At 35.5% G+C, this 21,468-nt stretch carries 21 protein-coding genes; 12 read left to right on the forward strand and 9 right to left on the reverse strand.

Annotation, left to right across the window (positions count from 1 at the left end; all coding sequences use genetic code 11):
* Positions 1–6: 6 nt before the first annotated feature.
* Genes A9G10_RS08225 through A9G10_RS08235 form a run of 3 tightly spaced genes read right to left on the reverse strand, consistent with a single transcriptional unit; the run spans position 7 to position 3,574 of the window.
* On the reverse strand, positions 7–1,638 hold the full coding sequence (locus A9G10_RS08225) for an ATP-dependent nuclease (RefSeq protein ID WP_065559072.1): 1,632 nt from the start codon (positions 1,636–1,638) through the stop codon (positions 7–9).
* Positions 1,639–1,653: 15 nt separating this feature from the next.
* Entirely contained in the window at positions 1,654–2,457 is an 804-nt protein-coding gene (gene rfaP / locus A9G10_RS08230; protein WP_065559073.1) for a lipopolysaccharide core heptose(I) kinase RfaP, read from the reverse strand.
* Positions 2,450–3,574: a glycosyltransferase family 4 protein gene (locus A9G10_RS08235; RefSeq protein ID WP_065559074.1), complete on the reverse strand. Its 1,125-nt coding sequence runs from the start codon at positions 3,572–3,574 to the stop codon at positions 2,450–2,452. Before A9G10_RS08235 ends, rfaP begins: the two co-directional genes overlap by 8 nt.
* 228 nt (positions 3,575–3,802) lie before the next feature.
* Between A9G10_RS08235 and A9G10_RS08240 the strand changes: the two genes are divergently transcribed.
* Complete coding sequence (locus A9G10_RS08240; RefSeq protein ID WP_065559075.1) at positions 3,803–4,273, forward strand: hypothetical protein; 471 nt, start codon at positions 3,803–3,805, stop codon at positions 4,271–4,273.
* 340 nt (positions 4,274–4,613) lie between these two features.
* On the opposite strand, the gene A9G10_RS13015 is transcribed toward A9G10_RS08240, so the two are convergent.
* On the reverse strand, positions 4,614–4,943 hold the full coding sequence (locus A9G10_RS13015) for a DUF2645 family protein (protein WP_081299158.1): 330 nt from the start codon (positions 4,941–4,943) through the stop codon (positions 4,614–4,616).
* Positions 4,944–5,005: 62 nt separating this feature from the next.
* On the reverse strand, positions 5,006–5,962 hold the full coding sequence (locus A9G10_RS08250) for a TIGR01212 family radical SAM protein (RefSeq protein ID WP_065559076.1): 957 nt from the start codon (positions 5,960–5,962) through the stop codon (positions 5,006–5,008).
* Positions 5,963–6,473: 511 nt separating this feature from the next.
* Between A9G10_RS08250 and A9G10_RS08255 the strand changes: the two genes are divergently transcribed.
* The 10 genes from A9G10_RS08255 to A9G10_RS08300 all read left to right on the forward strand — a co-directional run bounded on the left by A9G10_RS08255 (position 6,474) and on the right by A9G10_RS08300 (position 15,871).
* A complete protein-coding gene (locus A9G10_RS08255; protein WP_065559077.1) occupies positions 6,474–7,112 on the forward strand; it encodes a nitroreductase family protein in 639 nt (212 codons plus the stop codon).
* Between the two features lie 12 nt (positions 7,113–7,124).
* Positions 7,125–8,324 carry an FTR1 family iron permease gene (locus A9G10_RS08260; RefSeq protein ID WP_065559078.1) on the forward strand — a complete coding sequence of 400 codons (1,200 nt, stop codon included), beginning with the start codon at positions 7,125–7,127 and terminating at the stop codon, positions 8,322–8,324.
* A 77-nt stretch (positions 8,325–8,401) separates the two neighbouring features.
* Entirely contained in the window at positions 8,402–8,965 is a 564-nt protein-coding gene (locus A9G10_RS08265; protein ID WP_065559079.1) for an iron transporter, read from the forward strand.
* Between the two features lie 98 nt (positions 8,966–9,063).
* Complete coding sequence (locus A9G10_RS08270) at positions 9,064–10,314, forward strand: Fe-S-containing protein (protein WP_065559080.1); 1,251 nt, start codon at positions 9,064–9,066, stop codon at positions 10,312–10,314.
* Positions 10,315–10,337: 23 nt separating this feature from the next.
* Positions 10,338–11,624 (forward strand): ABC transporter permease, encoded by a 1,287-nt coding sequence (locus A9G10_RS08275; protein WP_065559081.1) that lies wholly within the window; start codon positions 10,338–10,340, stop codon positions 11,622–11,624.
* Between the two features lie 16 nt (positions 11,625–11,640).
* On the forward strand, positions 11,641–12,783 hold the full coding sequence (locus tag A9G10_RS08280; protein ID WP_065559082.1) for an ABC transporter permease: 1,143 nt from the start codon (positions 11,641–11,643) through the stop codon (positions 12,781–12,783).
* Between the two features lie 9 nt (positions 12,784–12,792).
* Positions 12,793–13,452: an ABC transporter ATP-binding protein gene (locus A9G10_RS08285; protein WP_065559083.1), complete on the forward strand. Its 660-nt coding sequence runs from the start codon at positions 12,793–12,795 to the stop codon at positions 13,450–13,452.
* A 15-nt stretch (positions 13,453–13,467) separates the two neighbouring features.
* Positions 13,468–13,941, forward strand: coding sequence for a DUF4418 family protein (locus tag A9G10_RS08290; RefSeq protein ID WP_065559084.1), 474 nt, complete (start codon positions 13,468–13,470; stop codon positions 13,939–13,941).
* A gap of 50 nt (positions 13,942–13,991) precedes the next feature.
* Entirely contained in the window at positions 13,992–15,203 is a 1,212-nt protein-coding gene (locus tag A9G10_RS08295) for an ABC transporter permease (RefSeq protein WP_065559085.1), read from the forward strand.
* A complete protein-coding gene (locus A9G10_RS08300) occupies positions 15,203–15,871 on the forward strand; it encodes an ABC transporter ATP-binding protein (protein ID WP_065559086.1) in 669 nt (222 codons plus the stop codon). Before A9G10_RS08295 ends, A9G10_RS08300 begins: the two co-directional genes overlap by 1 nt.
* A 34-nt stretch (positions 15,872–15,905) precedes the next feature.
* Here the strand turns inward: A9G10_RS08300 and A9G10_RS08305 are convergent, their stop codons facing one another.
* Positions 15,906–16,490 (reverse strand): Maf family protein, encoded by a 585-nt coding sequence (locus tag A9G10_RS08305; protein WP_065559087.1) that lies wholly within the window; start codon positions 16,488–16,490, stop codon positions 15,906–15,908.
* Between the two features lie 455 nt (positions 16,491–16,945).
* Here A9G10_RS08305 and A9G10_RS08310 point away from each other — a divergent pair, with 455 nt between their 5' ends.
* On the forward strand, positions 16,946–17,374 hold the full coding sequence (locus A9G10_RS08310) for a universal stress protein (protein ID WP_065559088.1): 429 nt from the start codon (positions 16,946–16,948) through the stop codon (positions 17,372–17,374).
* Between the two features lie 81 nt (positions 17,375–17,455).
* Here A9G10_RS08310 and rlmKL read toward each other — a convergent pair whose 3' ends face one another.
* From rlmKL to A9G10_RS08325, 3 genes are all read right to left on the reverse strand, one after another.
* Positions 17,456–19,576: a bifunctional 23S rRNA (guanine(2069)-N(7))-methyltransferase RlmK/23S rRNA (guanine(2445)-N(2))-methyltransferase RlmL gene (rlmKL, locus tag A9G10_RS08315; protein WP_065559089.1), complete on the reverse strand. Its 2,121-nt coding sequence runs from the start codon at positions 19,574–19,576 to the stop codon at positions 17,456–17,458.
* Positions 19,577–19,706: 130 nt separating this feature from the next.
* Positions 19,707–20,258 carry an MltR family transcriptional regulator gene (locus A9G10_RS08320; protein ID WP_065559090.1) on the reverse strand — a complete coding sequence of 184 codons (552 nt, stop codon included), beginning with the start codon at positions 20,256–20,258 and terminating at the stop codon, positions 19,707–19,709.
* Complete coding sequence (locus A9G10_RS08325; protein WP_065559091.1) at positions 20,248–21,426, reverse strand: mannitol-1-phosphate 5-dehydrogenase; 1,179 nt, start codon at positions 21,424–21,426, stop codon at positions 20,248–20,250. Before A9G10_RS08325 ends, A9G10_RS08320 begins: the two co-directional genes overlap by 11 nt.
* Between the last annotated feature and the right edge of the window lie 42 nt (positions 21,427–21,468).

Here is a 21,468-nt window from a genome sequence, read left to right on the forward strand (position 1 = left end):
AACTGGCTATAATGTTGGATCGAGCTTATTTGAGGCTTTAATTATTTTCGAAAAAGCGTCAATTAAAAGAGGAGGAATCGATTTTACTCCTCTTGATTTTGCATCATCACAAACCGCAATCGCTAAATCAGGTTTTGAGCTATTGTGGATCGCTTTTTGAATAATTTTATGGACGGGCAAATCAATATATTCAACAGTATGATAGGCTGCTAATTTATACACATGGCTAAAACCATTTTTAAAAAGAAAATTCTCGATGTCTCGTGCGGGCAAAATAGTTAAATAATCATTTTGGTCTTTATCCGAAGGACACAAAGATTTTAACGTTTCAGCATATTTTTTACCTGCCATATCGCCGTCGGTAATGACATACCAGTGAATCCCCATTTTATTAGCATACTTAATTAATGGTTTCAAACCACATTGAGCAAATTCCAGTAACTGCACGCCTTCAGAACTAAGGTGGTATCCGCTTTGTTCCGCAAGTTCTCGTAGTAACCAGACTTCCGTTTCACCTTCTACTAATAGCCAGCAACGAGCAAAGATAGCACTTGCCCGTCGATAGAGAACGTGAAATAAGATTCGACGGTTATCATCAACGCTCAATGAATTCGGTGCAATATATTTTGTCACTATCTGATCAGGTAGACGAATCAATCGATAAATATTTTCTAATGGAAAAAGAGAGACGAGATCACTTGAATTGGATGTGATGATTTTTTGTGTGGGTAGATTTTTAAGTAATCGGAAACCAATTGATAGAATAATTGGATGAAGTTGGCTTTCTGGTTCTTCTAAAATTAAAATTGGTACCGCGCTTTGCGATAAAGGATTATTACTTTTGGTAATCATGATAGAGCCGAAAATACCTAACAAAGCTGTCCGCAAATAGCGATTATCAAGCTCATCTAAAATATTATTCATGCGTTCAAGTGAATTCCAATCTTCACTACGAGGGCTATTTTTCTTTGCGACATTTTGATAACGTTGTTCAGGATTGCCAAAATAGTATTCTAATAAAGCACGTCCCGCTTTTAAGCCTTGTTGCAATTCATCTTGACTTAACTGTGCTGAGTGTTCGTTTAACTGTTTAGAAAGTTGATCTGTAAAATATTCTGATAAAGGTTGATTGGTGACAGGTAGGTTAGGCGTATTCGTTGCATTTTTAAGAGCGACTACTGGATTAAGTTCAATAAGGGTTGTAATGAATGAATTTGGATCGGAAAGCGTATAGGGCTTTTTGTGATAATCAACTAAATTATGTTGGCTAATAATATTTGTATTGTATTTATTAGCCGTGAGTTGATAAGTAATTCGTCTAAAATTATCTTGTTCTATTTGATAAGCAACAGCCTGTAAAGGTTGATGACTTTGGTTATTTAGTTCATTTTCATAAGATTCGCAATAAGTTGCAGTAATACTAATTCTAGTACCGTAATTTTCATCTTTATCGTGATAAAAATCGGAATCAACAAATTGATAGAATTTTTTATCCAGTGATAAAAGGGTTAGTGCACGGATTAAGCTTGATCTGCCCCAACGGTTTTCACCAATCAGAACACTGGCTTGTGAATTTAATGTTAACGATAATCGGCTTATTCCTTGAAATCCTTCGATATCGATTTGTTCAATAAACATAGTATCTCCTTATTGCTAAAGATGATATTTTTCCGTACGTTTACGAATTCTTTCTGCTTTTTGTTGAGTGTGACTAATCAGCTTGTGTTCATCTCGTAAAATCGTTTTTAACGGCTTATTAAAATAAACTTTTAAAAATAACCAAATATCTCGCGGTGTTAAGCCAATATTACGAGATGAAAAATAGAGTCCAATTAGGTCTTTATCACGCCAACGGGTGGGTACATGCTGACGAATTTGTGCTCGGTGTAAGTCAATAACCGACAATTTTATTTGTTGATGATTTTCAAACAGTGGTAAATCAAGTAAAAAATGGCACAGATAACAATCACGATGATTAACACCTGCTGCATGCATATTGGCAATCATTTGTGCCAGATAGATAATTAATGAACGCTTTAAGTGGTAACTAGGCGGTGTTGTCGCCCATGATTGAGTGAAATCTTCCAAACTAATAGCAGGATTAAGATCACGGGTAATGATAAATGAGTGGCGGGTAAGTGGATTGAAACCTTTACGCCCAAAAGCGCGTCCATCCATCGTATTGACACCGGCTTGCTCTAAACGATGTATTGCATCCCATTCTTGTTTGGCATCTACAACGGGCAATCTGAATGATAACAAATTTTTTAAGATCTCTTTTATTGTTGTACCACGATGAATTTTAATAAAATAAGACTGACCATCTTGTTCAAAATTTAATGTTTTTCGTTGCTTAACTGCTCGATAGATAGTGCCCGAAATCAATTCAACTTCAGTAAACGGATCTTTATCTTTCCATAGCTGATCGAATGGTGATTTAAGTTTGATTTCATTCATAATGTCTGCAACCTAAAATAATGTCTGTGGCATGTTCAGCCAAATGATATAAATCCGCTGTTTCGCCATAGTGAATGGCATTATTATGCCAAGTTAACAATTGTTGTTTATCCGTGATGGCATGATAGACAGCTTGATTAAGTTCTGATTGAACAAACGGTTCGTTAAGCACAACGCCGGCATTGGCATCGTTAATATGATAAGCATAACCAGAAATGCCCGATACAATGACCGGTACACCTGCTGCTAATGCTTCAACTAATACCATGCCTGCGGCTTCTTGTCTTGCCGGATGCAGTAGTAAATCTGCTGAAAATAGAAAATCAGGAATATCATCACGACCCGAAAAAAAATGCACTTGCTGTAAAATACCAAGTTGTTTAGCTAATTTTTGGTAAGCGTCTGGTTTGTCTTGTCCTACAACTAAATAGATCACCTGTTTTTTTAACTCTTCAGGCAATGCAGCAATCGCATATAATGTACGGTCAACCCCTTTGCGTTTAAAGTCTGAACCAATTTGCACGATGACAAAATCATCTTGTTTTATCTGATTGGCTTGTCTAAATTGTTGCCGTTTTATTGGTGAATTAGAATTATATTGACGGTTTTGTGCAATACCGGGTGGTAATAATGAAAAACGTGAAGATTGGGTGTGATAATACTTTTCAAAGTCATGTATTTGCTGTTTAGTAAGAACCATTATTTGTGTATGGTGATGTGGATTAAATACCGCATCTTCGAATGCCAAATAATGCTTACAGCGTGGTGATAATTGATAAAAAAGACCTTTATGTGATACTTTTTCTGCAAAACAAGTATCGCCAGCAAAATAGACATCCAATCCAGGCATTTTATTGAATCCGACTACACTATCAACAGGATTTGCATTTAAATGATCTTTCACCCAATAGTAATAATTTTGGTTTCGACGATGGTTTGAAAGCCCTTTTTGGGGCACTAAGATGATATCAAAATTGACAGGTTTATCGCCTTGCCAGTCCATCACATAGACACGAACTTTATGTCCACGAGCCAGACAAGCATTAGCAATCTGCAAAAAATCACGTTGCAGACCACCAAAAGGAAAATATTTATAGATACAAAAAGCGAGTTGCATGCACATTGCCTCAAGTTTGAAAGGCATATTATATACTTGTTGCTAGACAAGGTACAAAAAATAGATTTTATCGTTAGTTTTTAGCGAAAAAAATAGGTCGTTTTTTGCTTGCGCTTTCAATTTAAAAATATGATGAATTTTATTGTTTGAATGATTTTTAAATGATAATATTCTGCGCCCATAAAGTTAACGCTTTATTTTTATCTAAAAATTATAACAAGGAAAAAAATGGTCGTATATCAATTCAAACAATCACTGCTAACTCCTTGGCAGAAAACTAAAATTGAAATTAATGATGATGTTGTCAAAATTGATGAATTAACTAATTCTTTTAGCAAGAATCCTTTATTTAATCTTGCCGGTAAAAAAAGAGAAATTCCAATAAAAAGTATTCATTCTCTTTCGATTACTCGTACATATAATCTTAAAGGCGGATTGATCGGCGCAATAATAGTCTGTTTAGGAATAAAAGAAATTATCGATTTGTTTTCACATTTTGGGGATATTGGACAAATCATTCTATCTATTTTACTACTGCCATTAGGATTATTAGTATTATTTTGTAGTGTTAATGAAACATTATGCATTAAGTATGATAACAAAGAGTGTGAAATTGATATTTCACTTTTAGAGCGTGAAACATTATCTAAAATTGTCAGCGATATAAATGGACGTTTAAACAATCATTCAAAAGTTTAGATTTGAATCATTTTTATTGAAAATCCCTCTAAATCTTAATGAACCAAAGCGATGTTACATGATTTTAAATCGGTAATCTCGCTTTGGTTATTCCTTATTTCGGGTCCACAACCTAACGATCTTTACACTTTTATTTTAATTCATACTAATACGTTAACATGCATTGTTGTGGGCAATTCTATCAATGTTGATATTGATTCTTAATGCCGTTTTAGATCCTTTTTTAAAGGCACAAAGGATCTAATTTTCACAAAATTATACTCCACAGCTTTATTAGCAAAACTAAACCTTAATGAGGCTGTTCAAAACAATTTATTTAAACAGAATTTTTTATTTTACCTTAGCACCAATTGAATCGTAAATAAAAAGACCATAAAAGATAGATAAGCACAATTAACATATATGTGTATCGGATCATTTTATTTTTAAGTAAAAATAAAATGAGAAAGCAAGGAATTAAAACAATGATGGGTTCAGTTGTTAATCGTCCACCTACTGGTAATTGACATAGATTATTGAACACGCCTGAATCAACCAGCCATTCATATTTATCTGCTGAAAAAATCTTTATTAAAAAGAATAAAAAAATACAGTATATAAATGGAAGAATATTAACTTTAATAACGCTTACAAATCTTTTAGAAGCAATGTTAACTCTTGATGTTTTCATCCTTAAAAAATAGAATCCTTAAATTATTTTGTTTTTTGAAATCTTTGTTAAGAATTAAACCGCTAACTGCCTAAATTGTCAATTGAATCTTTAGATTGTTTAAAATGATATGTGTCGTTAATCGCGCTACCTTGAGCACCAAATTGCCTTAAATTGTGGTCTACAGCATTCATTGATTGCCAGTGATTTTCGCACCAATCAGGGGCAAGTAGGGTAGGTTTACGAGCATTGGCAGAGATGCGGTGATATAAAATATGGGCTGGTGTTTGTCTAATAATATCGCCAGCAATATCGACATACTGCTCTAAAGAAAGTATATCGAGCCGACCTGCACGCCACACTTTAGCCATAATACTGCCTTCTACGATATGTAACGGATGCAGTTTTAAACCATCTACACCACAGTTTAACACTCTATCAAGCGTCATTAAGTTATCTTGCTTGGTTTCTTTAGGCAGACCAATAATTAAGTGAGTACAAACTTTTATGCCAAGACGACGAGCCTTTTGCACAGTTTGATGATAGACATCAAATGTATGTCCACGATTAATATTGTGTAATGTTTTATCGTGTGCGGTTTGTAAGCCAAGCTCAAGCCAAACTTCGAAGCCTTTTGCTTGATAACTGGCAAGTAAATTCAGCGCTTCATCAGGCACACAATCAGGGCGAGTACCAACACAAAGCCCGACAATATCCGCACTATTGAGTGCTTCTTCATACATATTTTTGAGTATTTCAACTTCGGCATAAGTGCTCGTATAAGCTTGAAAATAGGCAAGATAGCGTTTGGATTTTTTCATCTGATGCGCTTGTTGGGCAAGCTGCTGTGAAATCGTATTTACTTGAATGGACTCATCAATGATCGAGGCGACATTACAAAAAGTACAACCACCAACACCGATAGTTCCGTCACGATTAGGACAGCTAAAACCACCATGTAAAGTTAGTTTATAAATTTTTTCGCCGTAACGGCGTTGCAGGTCAGAGCCAAATGTATTAACGACTAAATGAAGTTGCATAATCAGCCAAAAATAAAATTTTGGCTATTTTACGAAGCAAATGGATTAAATTCAACTTGTGGCAAATTTTTATATTCTTGTGCGCCTTTGCGAGTAAAAAATCAACCTTCCAAAGGGAGTTCTATCAATGTCCCTAGCCTGCTAACAGAAATTCGATTAGAAGTATTTTAATTTTGAATAAAAAATAGTGTTAATGGTAAGAGGAATGTGTAACAAAATTTTCAGAGTCGTCATTCAATATGATGAAACCTGCTTATACAAAGTTTATATAACATTTCAGTAATAAATTAAGATATAAGTTGGTTATAAAAAATTTAATTAAAGGTCTTTTAATAGGATTAAAGGCATTAAATCTTTTTTAAAAAATAGATGATGACAAATCAATACGTTAAAAAATTATCGCTAATTTTCTTACTACTTTAATGATAAAAATGATAGTTTGTATTGATAATTGGAATTATTAGCAATAAGATAGCACCTCCATTAGATTACAAAAAAGTCAGAGGTAATTATGCAGTATATTGTGCGAAAAATAGTTGTCATTTTATTCTCATCATTATTTTCTATCTCTTTATGTTATGCCGATATTACTTTACCAGCTCCTCAAACAAAAGATGGCATGAGTTTATTTGAAAGTTTAACAAAACGGTCATCAACCCCTGGTCCTGGTTTTCCTAATGGACAGATTTCGGATGAAGAACTTTCTACTGTGCTTTGGGCTGCCAGTGGTTTGAATCGAGGAACAACCGGATGGACTGTTCCAATGGGTACGGGTAAACAACCTTATGTAAGAATCTATGTTGCAAGTGAAAAAGGAACCTTTTTGTATGAATGGGAAGGGCACTATCTAAAAGAAATAAACAATAAAGATATTCGTGCCGATGTTGGTTTACAAAATTTTGTAAAACGAGCTAATTATGTGCTGATTTTTGTTACTGATTCAGCCGCATTTAATAATATCAAAGAAGAAAAAGCTAATAATTTTGGCAATATTGCTGTAGGTGCAATGAGTCAAAACGTCTACTTGGCTTCAGCGGCTTTGGACTTAAGTGCACGTTATATTCATGCCATAAAACCAGACGTTATTAGTCAAGAATTGCAGTTACCTTCAGATAATAAACCAATAGGTTTAATGTTATTAGGAAAATAAGAGGGTACAGCTGTGAAAAAATATTTAACGCTAACATGGCTAATTTTTGTTAGCGTAGTTGCTTTTGCTTCTTCATCTTATGCGGCTGAAAAAAAATATGAGACATGGAATGCCATTATTGATGAAATGGATGTCATTCTTAATGATGCCTATGATCTCTATTTTATGAAAGATCCTGAAAAGGCTAAAGCGCGTGTTAATAATGCTTATTTTGGTTTTTATGAAAAACACGGTGTTGAACGCGCAGTTATGTCTTATATTTCGGGTAAGCGTGGAACTGATACTGAATATCAATTCGCAAAAATTAAGCGTTTAATGTCAGATGGTGCACCAAACAAAACTGTTCGTGCCGAAATTGATGTTATTTTGAAAATGCTTCATGAAGATGCTAACGAATTAGATGGCAAAAAAGAGAGCGGTTGGAGTGTGTTATTAGCTTCATTTATCATTATCTTCCGTGAAGGTTTAGAAGCAATATTAGTGATTGCTGCTATCTCGGCCTACTTAGTGCGTTCAGGAAATATTCGAATGGTAAAAGTGGTCTATATGAGTTCGCTTTTCGCCGTTTTTGCTAGTGTTCTTGCTGCAATTGCACTTAATTCCATTGTCAATCTTAGCGGAGCTAATCAAGAGATTATTGAAGGTGTCGCAATGTTATTAGCGACAGTTGTCTTATTTTTCATAAGTAATTGGATGTTTTCAAAAGCTGAAGCAGAAGCTTGGAAAAATTATGTAGAAGGCAAGGTGAAAAGTGCTATATCTTCAGGCAGTAGTATTGCATTAGGCTTTGCTGCCTTTTTAGCGGTTTTCCGCGAAGGTGCAGAAACAATCTTATTCTATCAAGCTATGTTGAGTGAAAGTAAAGAACACATGGACATGGTTTGGTATGGGCTAGCAATTGGAACGCTAGTTTTAGCAGTTATCTTCATTATCATTCGTTTTGGAACAATGAGACTGCCTCTCAAACCATTTTTTATTGGCACAAGTATCTTAATGTATATCATGGCTATTGCTTTTGCCGGTGGAGGTGTCAAAGAGTTACAAGAAGCTGATATTATCCATGTAACCCCCGTTGATTTTGTACGTTCAATTGAAGTGCTTGGAATATATCCAACGGTTGAAACATTACTCCCACAAATATTTATGATGATAGTCGTTGCATTTTCCATTTCGTACTATAAAACAAAGTATCTCAAAAGACGGAAAAAATAGAAAAAAAGCAAGTATTGGTAGCGATAGCAATTTAGTTATTTCGTAATAAAGAGTAGTTAAAATTAGAGGAGTTTGAAATGAAAAAAATATTATTAACCGCAGGAATTTCGTCAATACTTGCAATATCTTCGTTTGCTCATGCTGCAGCACCAGCTCCAGGTGAGCAAAAAGGGTTTGAAGAGTTTCCTATTGGTGATGAAGTGACGGTAGGACCTTTGCATATCGGTGCCGTATATTTCCAACCAGTGGATATGGAACCTGCTGGAATGGGAGGACTTCCTGCATCAAAATCGGATATGCACCTTGAAGCTGACATTTCAGCTACTGCTGATAATAATTTAGGGTATGGTGTCGGTGATTTTGTTCCTTACTTAACTGTAAAATATAAAATTCAAAAACAAGGCAGTGATAAAACAATCGAAGGCAACTTCATGCCAATGAATGCTTCTGACGGTCCTCACTATGGTAATAACGTTAAACTTGATGGTGCTGGAAAATATAAAGTTACCTTTACTATTGAAAATCCAGAAAAACAAGGTTACTTATTACATGTAGATCAAGAAACTGGCGTAGAAGGTCGTTTCTGGAGCAAACCTATTGAAGTATCTTGGGACTTTGATTATATCCCACGAGCTTGGTAACTTTCGTTTTGTAACAATAAGAAAATTTCTAAAAAGTACTCTATTATTGACGAGAATTAAACTCGTCAATAATAAATTGTAATGGCTAGGCAATTATTATGCTTCAATACCTTATCAACGTCACTGATAATACTTTTGTTCCCGCAATTATGATAGCGTTGCTTTGTGCGCTACTCACTAAATTCAATACCCGTCCTATCAAAACATTTATCGTTGTTGGTTTTATTCTAGGCTCTATTGTTGCATTAACTTATACAATTTTAAAACGTAACACAGCATTTGCTGTGCGTGAATATTATGATCTTGGTGTCATTATTTGTTGGTTGGTTATTACTATTCCGTTGTTCATTGTCTTACTTATTCAAGTCCGCTCGTCTACGCTATTTTTTAATCGCATGTTTAATGGTTTAGTGGTACTTGCAATTGGATTAATAATGGCGCAGTGCTTACCTAATCTAATGCTTTATCCTTTCCAATTTGATGTGGGAATGGAGTCGATTTTTAATAATGATTATTTGTTTAAATGGATTGGTTATGGTTTTGCGCTACTATTAGCGGTATTAATTGGCCAATTTACTTGTCGAATATGTGAACGGTTATCAACTAAGTGGGTTATTCCCATTTTTGTTTTATCCTTGCTGATATACACGATTGCAAACAGCATTAATTTACTTCAAATTTTAATTGTCAGACGTCTCATCTCCACACAAAAATGGATGATGGATTTAGTTATTTTTATTCTGGCTCATGTCAATTTGTTTACATTTATTTTTATGGCAATTGTGATATTACTCACGGTTGTTTTATATATAAAATCTAAAACGACTTCGTTAGTCGGCAGTAATCCGGCTCAAATTCGTAAACTTAAAGCACAGCTACGCACAGATAGAAGAACCTCGTTATTACTTATGGCAGGTGTGGCAATGACCGCTTATACCGTCACACGTGCGCGTTATATATTTGAAAAAGGGGTAGAGTTAACGCCAGCTGAACCAGTTTCAGCAAATAAAGAGGGGTTAATTGTTATCCCACTCACTCAAGTCAATGATGGTAATTTGCATCGGTATGGTTTTCAAGCAAACGATGGAACGCTAGTACGTTTTATCGTTATCAAGAAGAGTGAAAATGCTTATGGAGTAGGCTTTGATGCTTGTGATATCTGTGGTGCAAGTGGTTATTATCAGCGTGGCAATCAAGTGGTTTGTATTTTATGTGATGTCGTTATGAATATTGCCACTATCGGATTTTCAGGTGGTTGTAATCCGGTTCCACTTAAATATGAAATTATTGACGGTAACATGGTAATTCGTACTGTTCACCTTGAAGCAGAAAAAAGTCGCTTTAAGTAAATGGTCTCCCAAAGGAAGAAGATATGTTTCGCACAATGTTACTAAGCGTATTAGTTCGTCAAAAAAAGAAGCTGTTTTTGATCGCATTAACCGTTGCTTTGGGAGTATCGTTAGCAACCGCCATGTTAAATGTCATGTTTGATGTGGGTGATAAAGTGAATCAAGAACTTAAAGCCTATGGTGCTAATTTAAACATTGTGCCACGTGGAACGGCTTTGGTCAGTGAACTGTATCAAATTGATAATGATGAAAATCAAGCCACTATTCAATATATTAAGCAAGATGATTTAGTCAAAATTAAAATGATTTTCTGGGCATATAATATTGTTGATTTTGCTCCGTACCTCACCACACAAGCAACCTTTAACGATAAGCCAATTACTTTGGTTGGAACATGGTTTAATAAGCATCTTAACATTCCAACGGGTGATGAAGTGGATACGGGAATGTTAGCCATGAAGTCATGGTGGACAATAGAAGGAAGCACCATGAAAGATGATAACTTGCAAGGTGTGATGGTTGGCGAGACAGTCGCTAAACAGTGGAATTTAAAAATCGGTGATACTATTGAACTGGTTTCGCCACACACTAAAAATACCCTAACATTGACCATTAATAACATTTTTCATAGTGGCGGAATTGAGGATTCTCAACTTTATGTTTCTCTCCCTGTTGCGCAACACTTGGCCAATAAAGAAGGGCTTGTTGAACGGGTCGAAGTGAGTGCATTAACAACGCCAGAGAATGAACTGGCTCGTAAAGCAGCACAAGATCCCAATAGCTTATCAAGAGCAGAATGGGATACGTGGTATTGTACAGCATATATTAGTTCGATTGCCTATCAAATAGAAGAGTTGATGCCAGATGTGCGAGTAAAAGCCATTATGCAAGTCGCCGAATCAGAAGGATCTATTTTACAAAAAACGCAGTTATTAATGCTTTTGTTAACGGTTCTATCACTTATTTGTTCAGCACTAGCTATTTCGAATTTAGTAACTGCTAATGTCATTGAGCGGAGTACTGAAATTGGACTTTTAAAAGCCCTTGGTGCAACCAATAAAGCTGTTGCAATGCTAGTATTAACCGAGATTTTTATTATTGCATTATTAGGCGGAATTTTCGGCTATTTTATCGGTCTTGGCTTTGCACAAATAATTGGTCACACGGTATTTGGTTCATTTATTGAGCCTAAAATGCTCATCATCCCATTGGTATTTATTATGGTGAGTTTTATTACGTTTATGGGAAGTTTACCGGCATTGCGTTTTATGATGTTTTTACGCCCAACTGATGTTTTACATGGACGGTAATTGAAAGGTCAAAATCATGATTAATAAAAATCAGCGCTTTATCATTAAAACAGTATTTAGCTCTCTTATCCGTCGCCGTTCACGTATTCTTATTGCTTTACTTGGTGTAGCAATAGGGGCAACAGTTTTACTTGGTATGATAACACTTTGTTATGATATTCCTCGCCAAATGGGAAAAGAGTTTCGCTCCTATGGCGCCAATATGTTGTTTTTGCCTACAGATAATCAATCAATGATGACAATGGCAGATGTTTCGCAAGCGGTAAGTTTATTACCCAAAGAAAAACTACTTGGCGTAACTCCGTTTCGTTATGAATCGATTCGCAGTAACCAACAGCCTTATATTATGGTCGGTACGGATTTTGAACAAGTGATTAAAACAAGTCCTTATTGGAAAATTGAAGGTGAACTACCTAAACATTCCCATGAAGTTTTAATTGGTACCGATATTGCAAACTTTACCAAATTAACCATTGGTAGCACAATGCCGGTTTTAGGAAAAACCAAACAAGACTCTCGCTACAACGAAGAGTTAACAATTACGGGTATTGTTAAAACAGGACGCACTGAAGACGGTTATATTTTTATTAGTTTACATGATTTAGATGAGTTTTTGAAAGATAGCGATAAAGCCGAAGTGGTAGAAGTGAGTATTACAGCTACACAAGATGAGTTAAAACACTATATTGATAAAATAAAAGCAAACTCTTTAACGGTCGATCCTCATTTAATTAAATGGGTAACACAATCGGAATCCTCCGTATTGGGTAAACTGTCTTCATTACTTTATTTAGTCACTTTGGTGGTACTAATATTGACCATGATTTGCGTTGCGACGACTATGATGACGGTTGTCATGGAGCGTCGAAAAGAAATTGGACTGAAAAAAGCCATTGGTGCAAATAATAAAAGTATCGCTAAAGAGTTTTTGGCCGAAGGGTTAATCTTAGGCATTATCGGCGGGATGATAGGCGTCGTGTGTGGACTGATTTTTGCACAGGTGATAAGCACTAATGTATTTGGTCGATCTATTGTAATTGAATTTTATCTTATCCCAACAACAATTGTGATTTCAGCTATGGTGACAGTCATTGCGTGTTTAATTCCTGTAAAACGGGCGCTTGAAGTCGAGCCAGCGCTTGTGTTACGTGGCGAATAGGAAATAAGTATGAATATACTCGAAGTTAATAATGTCTCTAAAATTTATGGTTCACTGCATGCATTATCGGACGTGAATTTAACCGTGGAAGAAGGAAAATGGTTGTCTATAATGGGACCGTCGGGGAGTGGTAAAACCACGTTGATGAATATTATTGGTTGCATGGATAAACCTTCACTTGGGTCAGTAATACTTGATGGGCAGGATATTACTCAACTTTCATTACCACAATTAACCGAAATTCGCCGTGATAAAATTGGATTAATATTTCAGCAGTTTCATTTAGTCTCTTATTTAACGGCACTCGAAAACGTTATGGTAGCGCAATATTATCATAGTATGGTTGACGAAAACGAAGCTTTGCAAGCATTAGAACGAGTAGGGTTGGCTGCAAGAGCTAAACATTTACCGCGTCAGTTGTCTGGTGGTGAACAACAACGTGTATGTATTGCTCGAGCCTTAATTAACTATCCAAAATTAATATTAGCTGACGAACCTACTGGCAATTTAGATGAAAGTAATGAAGCAATGGTGATGAACTTACTTCATCAGCTACATGAAGAGGGCAGTACTATTATTGTCGTAACACATTCGGTTGAAGTTTCAAAACATGCACAAACCACGGTTGTTTTAGAGCATGGCAAAGTTGCCCGTGTGATTAATAATTAATAAGGCTTCAATAATATGAAAAATCGAATAATTTTATCACTATTTATTATGTTTCTTGGATTGATGATTATCCTATTTCCTTTGTATATTTTACCTGTCTGTCCACATCCCGATGCCCTAATAAATACGACTACCGACATACATAATCAGGTTGCTAATGCCGGGCATATGCATACAGGTGCCGGTAAAATTATGAAATGCTTTTGGACAGCCCAAGCCGAATTAGGTATTGGTGTGTTAATTATAGCGGTTGGCACATTAATGTTATTGAGTCGGACAATTTTTGTTCGTCTTGGTTTAAGTATGGCATTAGTGTGTATTTCACTTTTGGCTATTGCTATTCCGACTATTTTAATTGGGGTATGCTCAAACGAGATGATGCGTTGTAATATGGGCGCAAAACCAGCTTTAATTTTACTGTCTGGTGTTCTATTTTTGGTGTCTTCACTTAATGTATTATATTTGAATAAAATCGTTAAAAAAATTTGAATGTGAATTATAAGAATATTAAAAAAATAGTAGATAGATGGACATAAAACATGCAAGAAACCCCTATAACCATTGCTAATTTAGCATGGCGAAATATACAGCGTAGACCTTTTCGTAGCTGTAGTTTAATTATCATTATCATGCTATTTTCGGCGACGTTGTTTGGTGGAAGTGTCTTAATGAAAAACCTGAGTTTAGGGATTTCAGGTATGGCGGATCGTCTAGGAGCGGATATCCTGATTGTCCCTTATGGTTATGAAAAAAATCTTGAAGTGGCATTGTTGCGAGGTGAGCCGAGTAGTTTCTATTTGAAAGTTGATTTAATGGATAAAATAAAAAATATTAAAGGGATACAGTCCATTTCACCGCAACTTTTTATTGCTTCGCTAAATGCTGGATGTTGCAGTTCTAAAGTGCAATTAATTGGGTTTGATCAACATAGCGATTTTGTTATAAAACCTTGGTTGCAAACCCAGCTAACTAAACCATTAAACGATAATGAAGTGGTCGTCGGCGCAAAAATTACATCAAATATTGGGGATGAAATTATGTTTTTTAATCATCCCTATAAAGTGGCAGCAAAAATGGATTCAACTGGTATGGGGTTTGACACCTCTGTATTTATGACCATGTCAGCAGCACAGTCTTTAATGAAAGAAGCAAAATTAATTGAAGGTGATGTTGATCATTTTGCCAATTATGCCTCATCGATTTTTATCAAGGTTGATCCCGATTTTCAACCTAAAGATATCGTCAATCAAATCATGCCCAAATATGCTATAGATTACAATATTGACTTTGTTATGACTAAAGGTATGTTAAGCAATATAGCTAAATATTTAAACAGCTTTTCGACCATTGTCTATAGTTTGTCTGCTACTTTCTGGATACTCGCTATTGCGGTGATCTTTATCATTTTTTCTTCGACATTAAATGAGCGTAAACGAGAAATTGGACTACTTCGTATTTTAGGCGCCTCACGTCGTGATATTGTCAGCATGTTACTACGTGAATCATTAATTATTAGTGCATTAGGCGCTATTGCCGGAATCATCATCTCTGGCGTGTTGTTATATGCATTTAGCTTATTGATTTGCCAATCAATTGGTTTACCGTGTATGAGCATTTCACTGTTAAATGCATTAATCTATGCCACAATAGTGTTTATTCTTACTTTAATTATTGGGCCTCTTTCATGTATCTATTCTGCATTATCTATAACTAAATTTGATACTTATTGCACATTAAGAGAGGGTGAATAATGTTGTTAGAGATTAAAAATTTACGTAAGGATTATCAACGAGGTAAGCAAATTTTCTCGGCAGTGAATAACGTAAGTTTCACAATGAATAAAGATGAATTTGTTTGCATAATGGGAAAATCAGGTAGTGGTAAGACCACCTTACTTAATATGATTGCCGGTTTACTCACCCCTACGCAAGGCAAAATTATGCTTAATAATACCAATTTATTTGAGCTTGATGATCAGCAAGTGTCTGCGTTTCGTAATCAACAAATTGGTTACATTCCACAAGGTAGCAGTTTATTGCCAAATTTAACGGCATTAGAAAATATTCGCTTACCTTTCTATTTAACCAAACGCCAAAACCAACAATGTTTAAGTTATGCTCAAAGCCTACTTGAAAAGGCGAAGGTCAGTTATCTCCAAGATGCCTATCCTGCTAATATGTCAGGCGGTGAAATGCGACGCATTGCTATTTTACGCTCCCTAATTTGCCAGCCTCAAATCATAATCGCTGATGAACCAACAAGTGATTTGGATGATGAAAGTGCAGCCGATATTATGCAACTTTTATCCGATATACATCATCAAGGTACTGCGTTATTAATTGTCACTCATGATAATGATGTGGCAAGTTATAGCCAAAAAATCATGAAAATGTCAGCGGGTCGATTGACCGATAAATAAAGATAAGTCAGTGTGTTATTTAGTGAACACTGACTTAAGAGATCAAAAGTGGATTGTATCCCATTGTTATCATAATTTTATTCAATTTTAACAAGGGTAAACCTACCAACGAATTGATATCCTCACCCTCTAATTTATCAAATAAAGTAATGCCGAGTTCATCACATTTGAAACTACCAGCACACTGTAATGGCATCTCTTTTGAAATATATGCATCAATTTCAGCATCGGTTAACTGGCGAAATGTGACTTTAAAAGGTTCACAAATTGTGGTCGATTGTCCATTGATGGTATTGATAACGGTCATACCAGTATAGAAATAAAATGCTTTGCCACTGCTATTTTTTAATTGCATACGTGCGTTTTCGACAGTATGGGGTTTACAAACAATCTGATCATCTAAAACGCCTACTTGATCAGAACCAATAATTAAGCTATTTGGATATTGTGCCACTAATGATTGAGCTTTAAGCGTTGCTAAACGCACAACTAATTGTTTTGCCGCTTCCCCTTTGAGTGGGGTTTCATCACAAATAGGGGCAACACACTCAAACGGAATGGCTAACTTTTCCAGTACTTTTTTTCGTGAAAGTGATGTCGATGCTAATATGATTCTCATGGTAAGTTATCTTTTAAAATTCAAGCTGAAAGAAGAGCATTAAACCCGATATGATCCTAATAATCAATAATCTTAAGCACAGTAAGTAATGTAATTGCAAAATGTTAATAGATTTTTTAGGGAACTTTTTTATTAATTGGTTATACAAAGGACAATACCAGTCAGTATTTATTTCATACAGTAATAATAATATTAGCATTATCAATGGGATGACGTAGTTATAAGGTACTTTTTATATCCGTTTATTGCTTATGCTAAAGTTGGTTTAATATTACAACTGTAACAAAATTCGACCATTATAAATAAGATCAACACAATTGCATCTTACCTTCAGTTTGATTAATAGTAAGTTAAAACATTAGCAAATAAATTTAAAACTAGTATGATAATTTGTACTAACTCTATTTTTAACATAAAAAAATATGTTATCAGATGTTATTTGCGAGGTACTTATTATGTATAAAAAAATTCTAGTTCCCATTGATATTCTTGAAGATAATCTAACCAAAAAAGTGATTCCACATTTGGAATGTTTAGCCAAATTATCGAATGCGGATGTTATTTTTTTCCACGTTTTACCTATTGCATCCGCTATTGTAAATGCTTATTCATTTGGTTTTGATGAATTTAAAGATAAGGCAACGGTGCAAACAGAACAAGCATTTCACCGATTACTCGATACCATCAATCTTCCGCGCGAAAATTTATCCTTTTCGATAGCATTTGGTAATCCACGTGACGAAATTTTATCAATAGCAAACGAAATCAAACCAGACTTAATTATTTTAGGATCCAGACGTCCTAATATCACCACTCACCTGCTTGGATCGAATGCGTCAGGTGTTGTTCGTGGCGCACAAACATCGGTTTTAGTGGTACGCTAAAGAAAACAAAAACAATTAATTTAACCAAATAGCAAAATATACAATAAGGGATAAAGCAAACCCTCGTAAGAGGGTTTGTAATTATCGATGTTTGACAATAAAACAACAATGAATCTGTTTATTGCGTTTAAAGTCTAATGAAAGTGTTTTATTAGTGATTTCTTGAAAGGTCAAGCCCAATTTTTGCATGCCTTGAGCATCCATTTTAAAACCACGTTTATTATTCGAAAAGACAATAACGCCATTTGGTCTTAATAATCGTTTCAGATCGCTCATTAACTTAAGATGATCGCGTTGAACATCAAATGTCTCATTCATGCGTTTAGAATTTGAAAATGTCGGGGGATCAATAAAAATGAGATCAAACTGTTCATTGCATTGTGCAAGATAGAGCAAACAATCAGCTTGAATTAAGCGATGTTTTTTACCCGTTAAACCATTTTGTTTTAAATTGCGATCAGCCCATTCCAGATAGGTACGTGACATATCCACGGTGGTGGTTGATTTTGCATTGCCCAACCCTGCGTAAACGGTGGCAGTCCCAGTATAAGCAAACAGATTAAGAAAATCTTTATTATCACTCATTTCACCTATCATTTTACGAGCTAAGCGATGATCTAAAAATAGGCCTGTGTCTAAATAATCAGTCACATTTACCCAAAATTGGGTTTTACGGTGATTGATGGGGTATTCATGCACTAAAAAATAATCCTGCTTTTGAGCAAGTTTTTGATATTGTTGTTTACCTTTTTGCTTTTCCCGTGTCTTTAAGATCAATTGATCGGCTGTTAATTCTAATACAGACATAGTCGCATTAATGATATCAAATAGCCGTTGCCGTGTTTTTTGAGGATCAATATTTTTGGGCGCTGCATATTCTTGCACGACAACTTTATCTTTGTAACGGTCAATGGCAACATTATATTCAGGCAGGTCAGCATCATAAAGGCGATAACATTCCAATTGCTCTTGAGTAGCCCATTTTTCCAGTTTCTGTTTATTTTTACGTAATCGATTCGCAAAATCCGCTGCCGGTAAATTAGGATTAGAAACCGGTAGCGTGTTATCACGTTTGGCGATAACATAATTTTTTTGCACACAATCCAATGGGCCATTTTTTGCTTTAAATTGCTTATCTGCACGCATTTGTAAACAATCTAATAGTTGTGGGGCACCACTAAACAGTGATAAGCGCCAACCACCAAAATGTTGTTTTATAAGTTGACCTAACGCAGTATGTAGAGCAATGAGTGCAGGTTCACTTTCTAAACGCTCACCGTAAGGCGGATTGCTGATAATCATGCCTAGTGATTCGGATGGGAGTGGATTGGTTAATAGGGTAACATCTTGTTTGGCAAATCTAATATAATCGCTCACACCTGCATAACGTGCATTTAGTTGTGCACGTTCCAACACTGTTGCATTATTATCATAACCAATAAAAACGCCTTTGGGTTGGCAAATGTTCTGTTTTGCACTCAATAGCAAATCATTCCAAAGTGTAGGATTAAACCCTTTCCATGCTAAAAAGCCCCATTGTTTTCGATGAAGTCCAGGTGGGATTTTAGCGGCAATCATGGCTGCTTCAATTAACAATGTACCCGAACCACACATAGGATCAAGTAGCGGTTCATCAATTTGCCAGCCTGATCGTAAAATGATTGATGTCGCTAAACTCTCTTTTAGTGGTGCTTGACCTGTTTGTTGACGATAACCACGTTGATGCAGACTATCACCACTTAAATCGAGTGATAGCGTAACACGATTTTTGTGAAGATAAGCATGAATGCGAATATCGGGATCGTGTTTTGCAACATTAGGACGCATATTTGTTTGTCGGACAAAATGATCGACAATCGCATCCTTAATTTTCAATGCACCATATTGACTGTTACGAATAAAATCATTTACCCCGACAAAATTGATGACAAATGAATTATCGACGGCAAAAATATCAGTCCATTTTAGATTAAAAACGCAAGAATAGAGATCCAAATCACTATATATATCAAATTCAGCAAGGGGTAATAAAATGCGTGATGCTAACCGAGACCATAATAAAGACTGATATAACGTTGTTTCATCGGCATCATAATAGACGCCACCTTGAGTAATTTTACAATTGATCGAGCCTAACTCTTCTAACTCTTTCTTAAGTAACTCCTCAAGTCCGCGCGAGGTGCTGGCAAATAACGTTTTCATGAATAACCTAATTTACAATAAAATGGTGGCATTATACCGACTAAATGAAAGAGTGGGAAATAAAGCCGATCAATACCACTCATTTTACCAATAAAAACGATTTTTACGTTAAAAAGCCGGTAAAAAATAGTTAATCATGATCTTTATGTTTGGGTTTATTACTAATTCGAAGTATAAGATCGGTGATTGCAATAATCAAAGCTGAACGGATCATTTGCTGATAACGATTTTGTAAAATGGATGATTTAAAATTATCGACAATCCCGAGTTCGGCAACTTGATCATGTTGTAACACCCAATTTTGTGGTAATACCATATCATGCAATAAGCTTATCGGGCCAAGAATTTCGTCGTCACTATAGTGATAGTGTTTATCACTAAGATCCAGTTCATCTAAAATGGCAATAAGTAATTCGATATCTTCATAATCTGCACGGCTCAAAATGCCCAAAGCAAAAAGCAATTTTAAACAAACAGATGTATCATTTAAAGGCCCATTTTTACCAATGAGTGAGGGAATCACAAATTTAATGGCATGGGGTTCCTTACAAAAAATTTTGAGAATCAACCGATTCACACTTTTGTTGATCAGTTTAATGGCGACAGTCAGCAAACTGTGAATATCAGTTTGCTGATTGAGTTTTTCCAGAATTCTATCTTCTTGTAGCCTTTTATCCGACATCTTTTAATAAAAATTGATGATTTTGCATTGCAGTATAAAGTTCTTCGATTGGTTGAACAACTGGATTATGACTATCAATGCTCGAAATTTGACAAAAAGTGGGTATCACTCCATGATTAACAATCTGTTTTGCCAATTGAACAGCTTGTTCATCATCACTATTCCGATAGTTAAGGGCAGCAGCTATACCAATTAATAGATTACGATTGCTAATCTGATATTCAAATGTGCCAAGTAGCGGTTTTATAAGACGATCACTTGCTCCTAATTTTCGTATGGGTTGACGTCCAACTCTGGCAGTATCATCGTGTAAATAGGGATTTTCAAAACGCGATAAAATCTTTTCGATATATGCCATGTGTTTTTGAACATCAAAATTATAGCGATTAATCAATACTTGCCCACTTTCTTCCATTGCTCCACGAACAATGAAACGAATTTGCTCATTCAATATTGCATCACGAATAGTGGCAACATTGTAGTAAAAGCCCAAATAGGCCGTAATGGCATGCCCAGTATTGAGTGTGAATAATTTTCGTTCAACAAATGCCATAAGATTTTCGACAGGCTCCATACCGGCTATATTCGGAATAGTACCAATAAATTGTTTTTTATCAACGATCCATTCTGAAAAGGTTTCAACCGTTACGGCTAATATATCGCCTGATGGTGATAGGGTCGGTGGCACAATGCGATCGACTGCTGAATCAACAAAACCAATATGAGTTTCTACCCATTGATGTAAGGTTTCTGGTAATTGTGCAAAGATTGCTTGTTTAAATTGAGTGGTACCACGAACCATATTTTCACAGGCAATAACATTTAGCGGTGCTTGATTATCGTGTTGATATCTTGTCAAAATACCTTGAGCAACAATTGGGGCAATCTTATTCAATACTTGTGGACCAACAGCGGTTGTAATTAAATCTACCGTTGCAATAAGGTGGCAGATGTTAGGTGATGTACTGTTAATGGCGTCGACATGATAGACTATCTCAGTACTTGCTTCTTCTCCAACTACATTGACTGAATATTGATGACGATGTGCCAATTCATCAATAATTTGCTGATTGACATCAGCAAAAGTGACGTGAAATCCTGCATCGGATAATAATTTACCAATAAAACCGCGTCCAATATTACCCGCGCCAAAGTGTAATGCTTTCATAATTTATACCTTATATCTTGTGAGTTTCAATAATGTTCGAGT

Source organism: Gilliamella sp. wkB308 (genome assembly GCF_001690185.1).
GTDB lineage: Bacteria > Pseudomonadota > Gammaproteobacteria > Enterobacterales > Orbaceae > Gilliamella > Gilliamella apicola_I.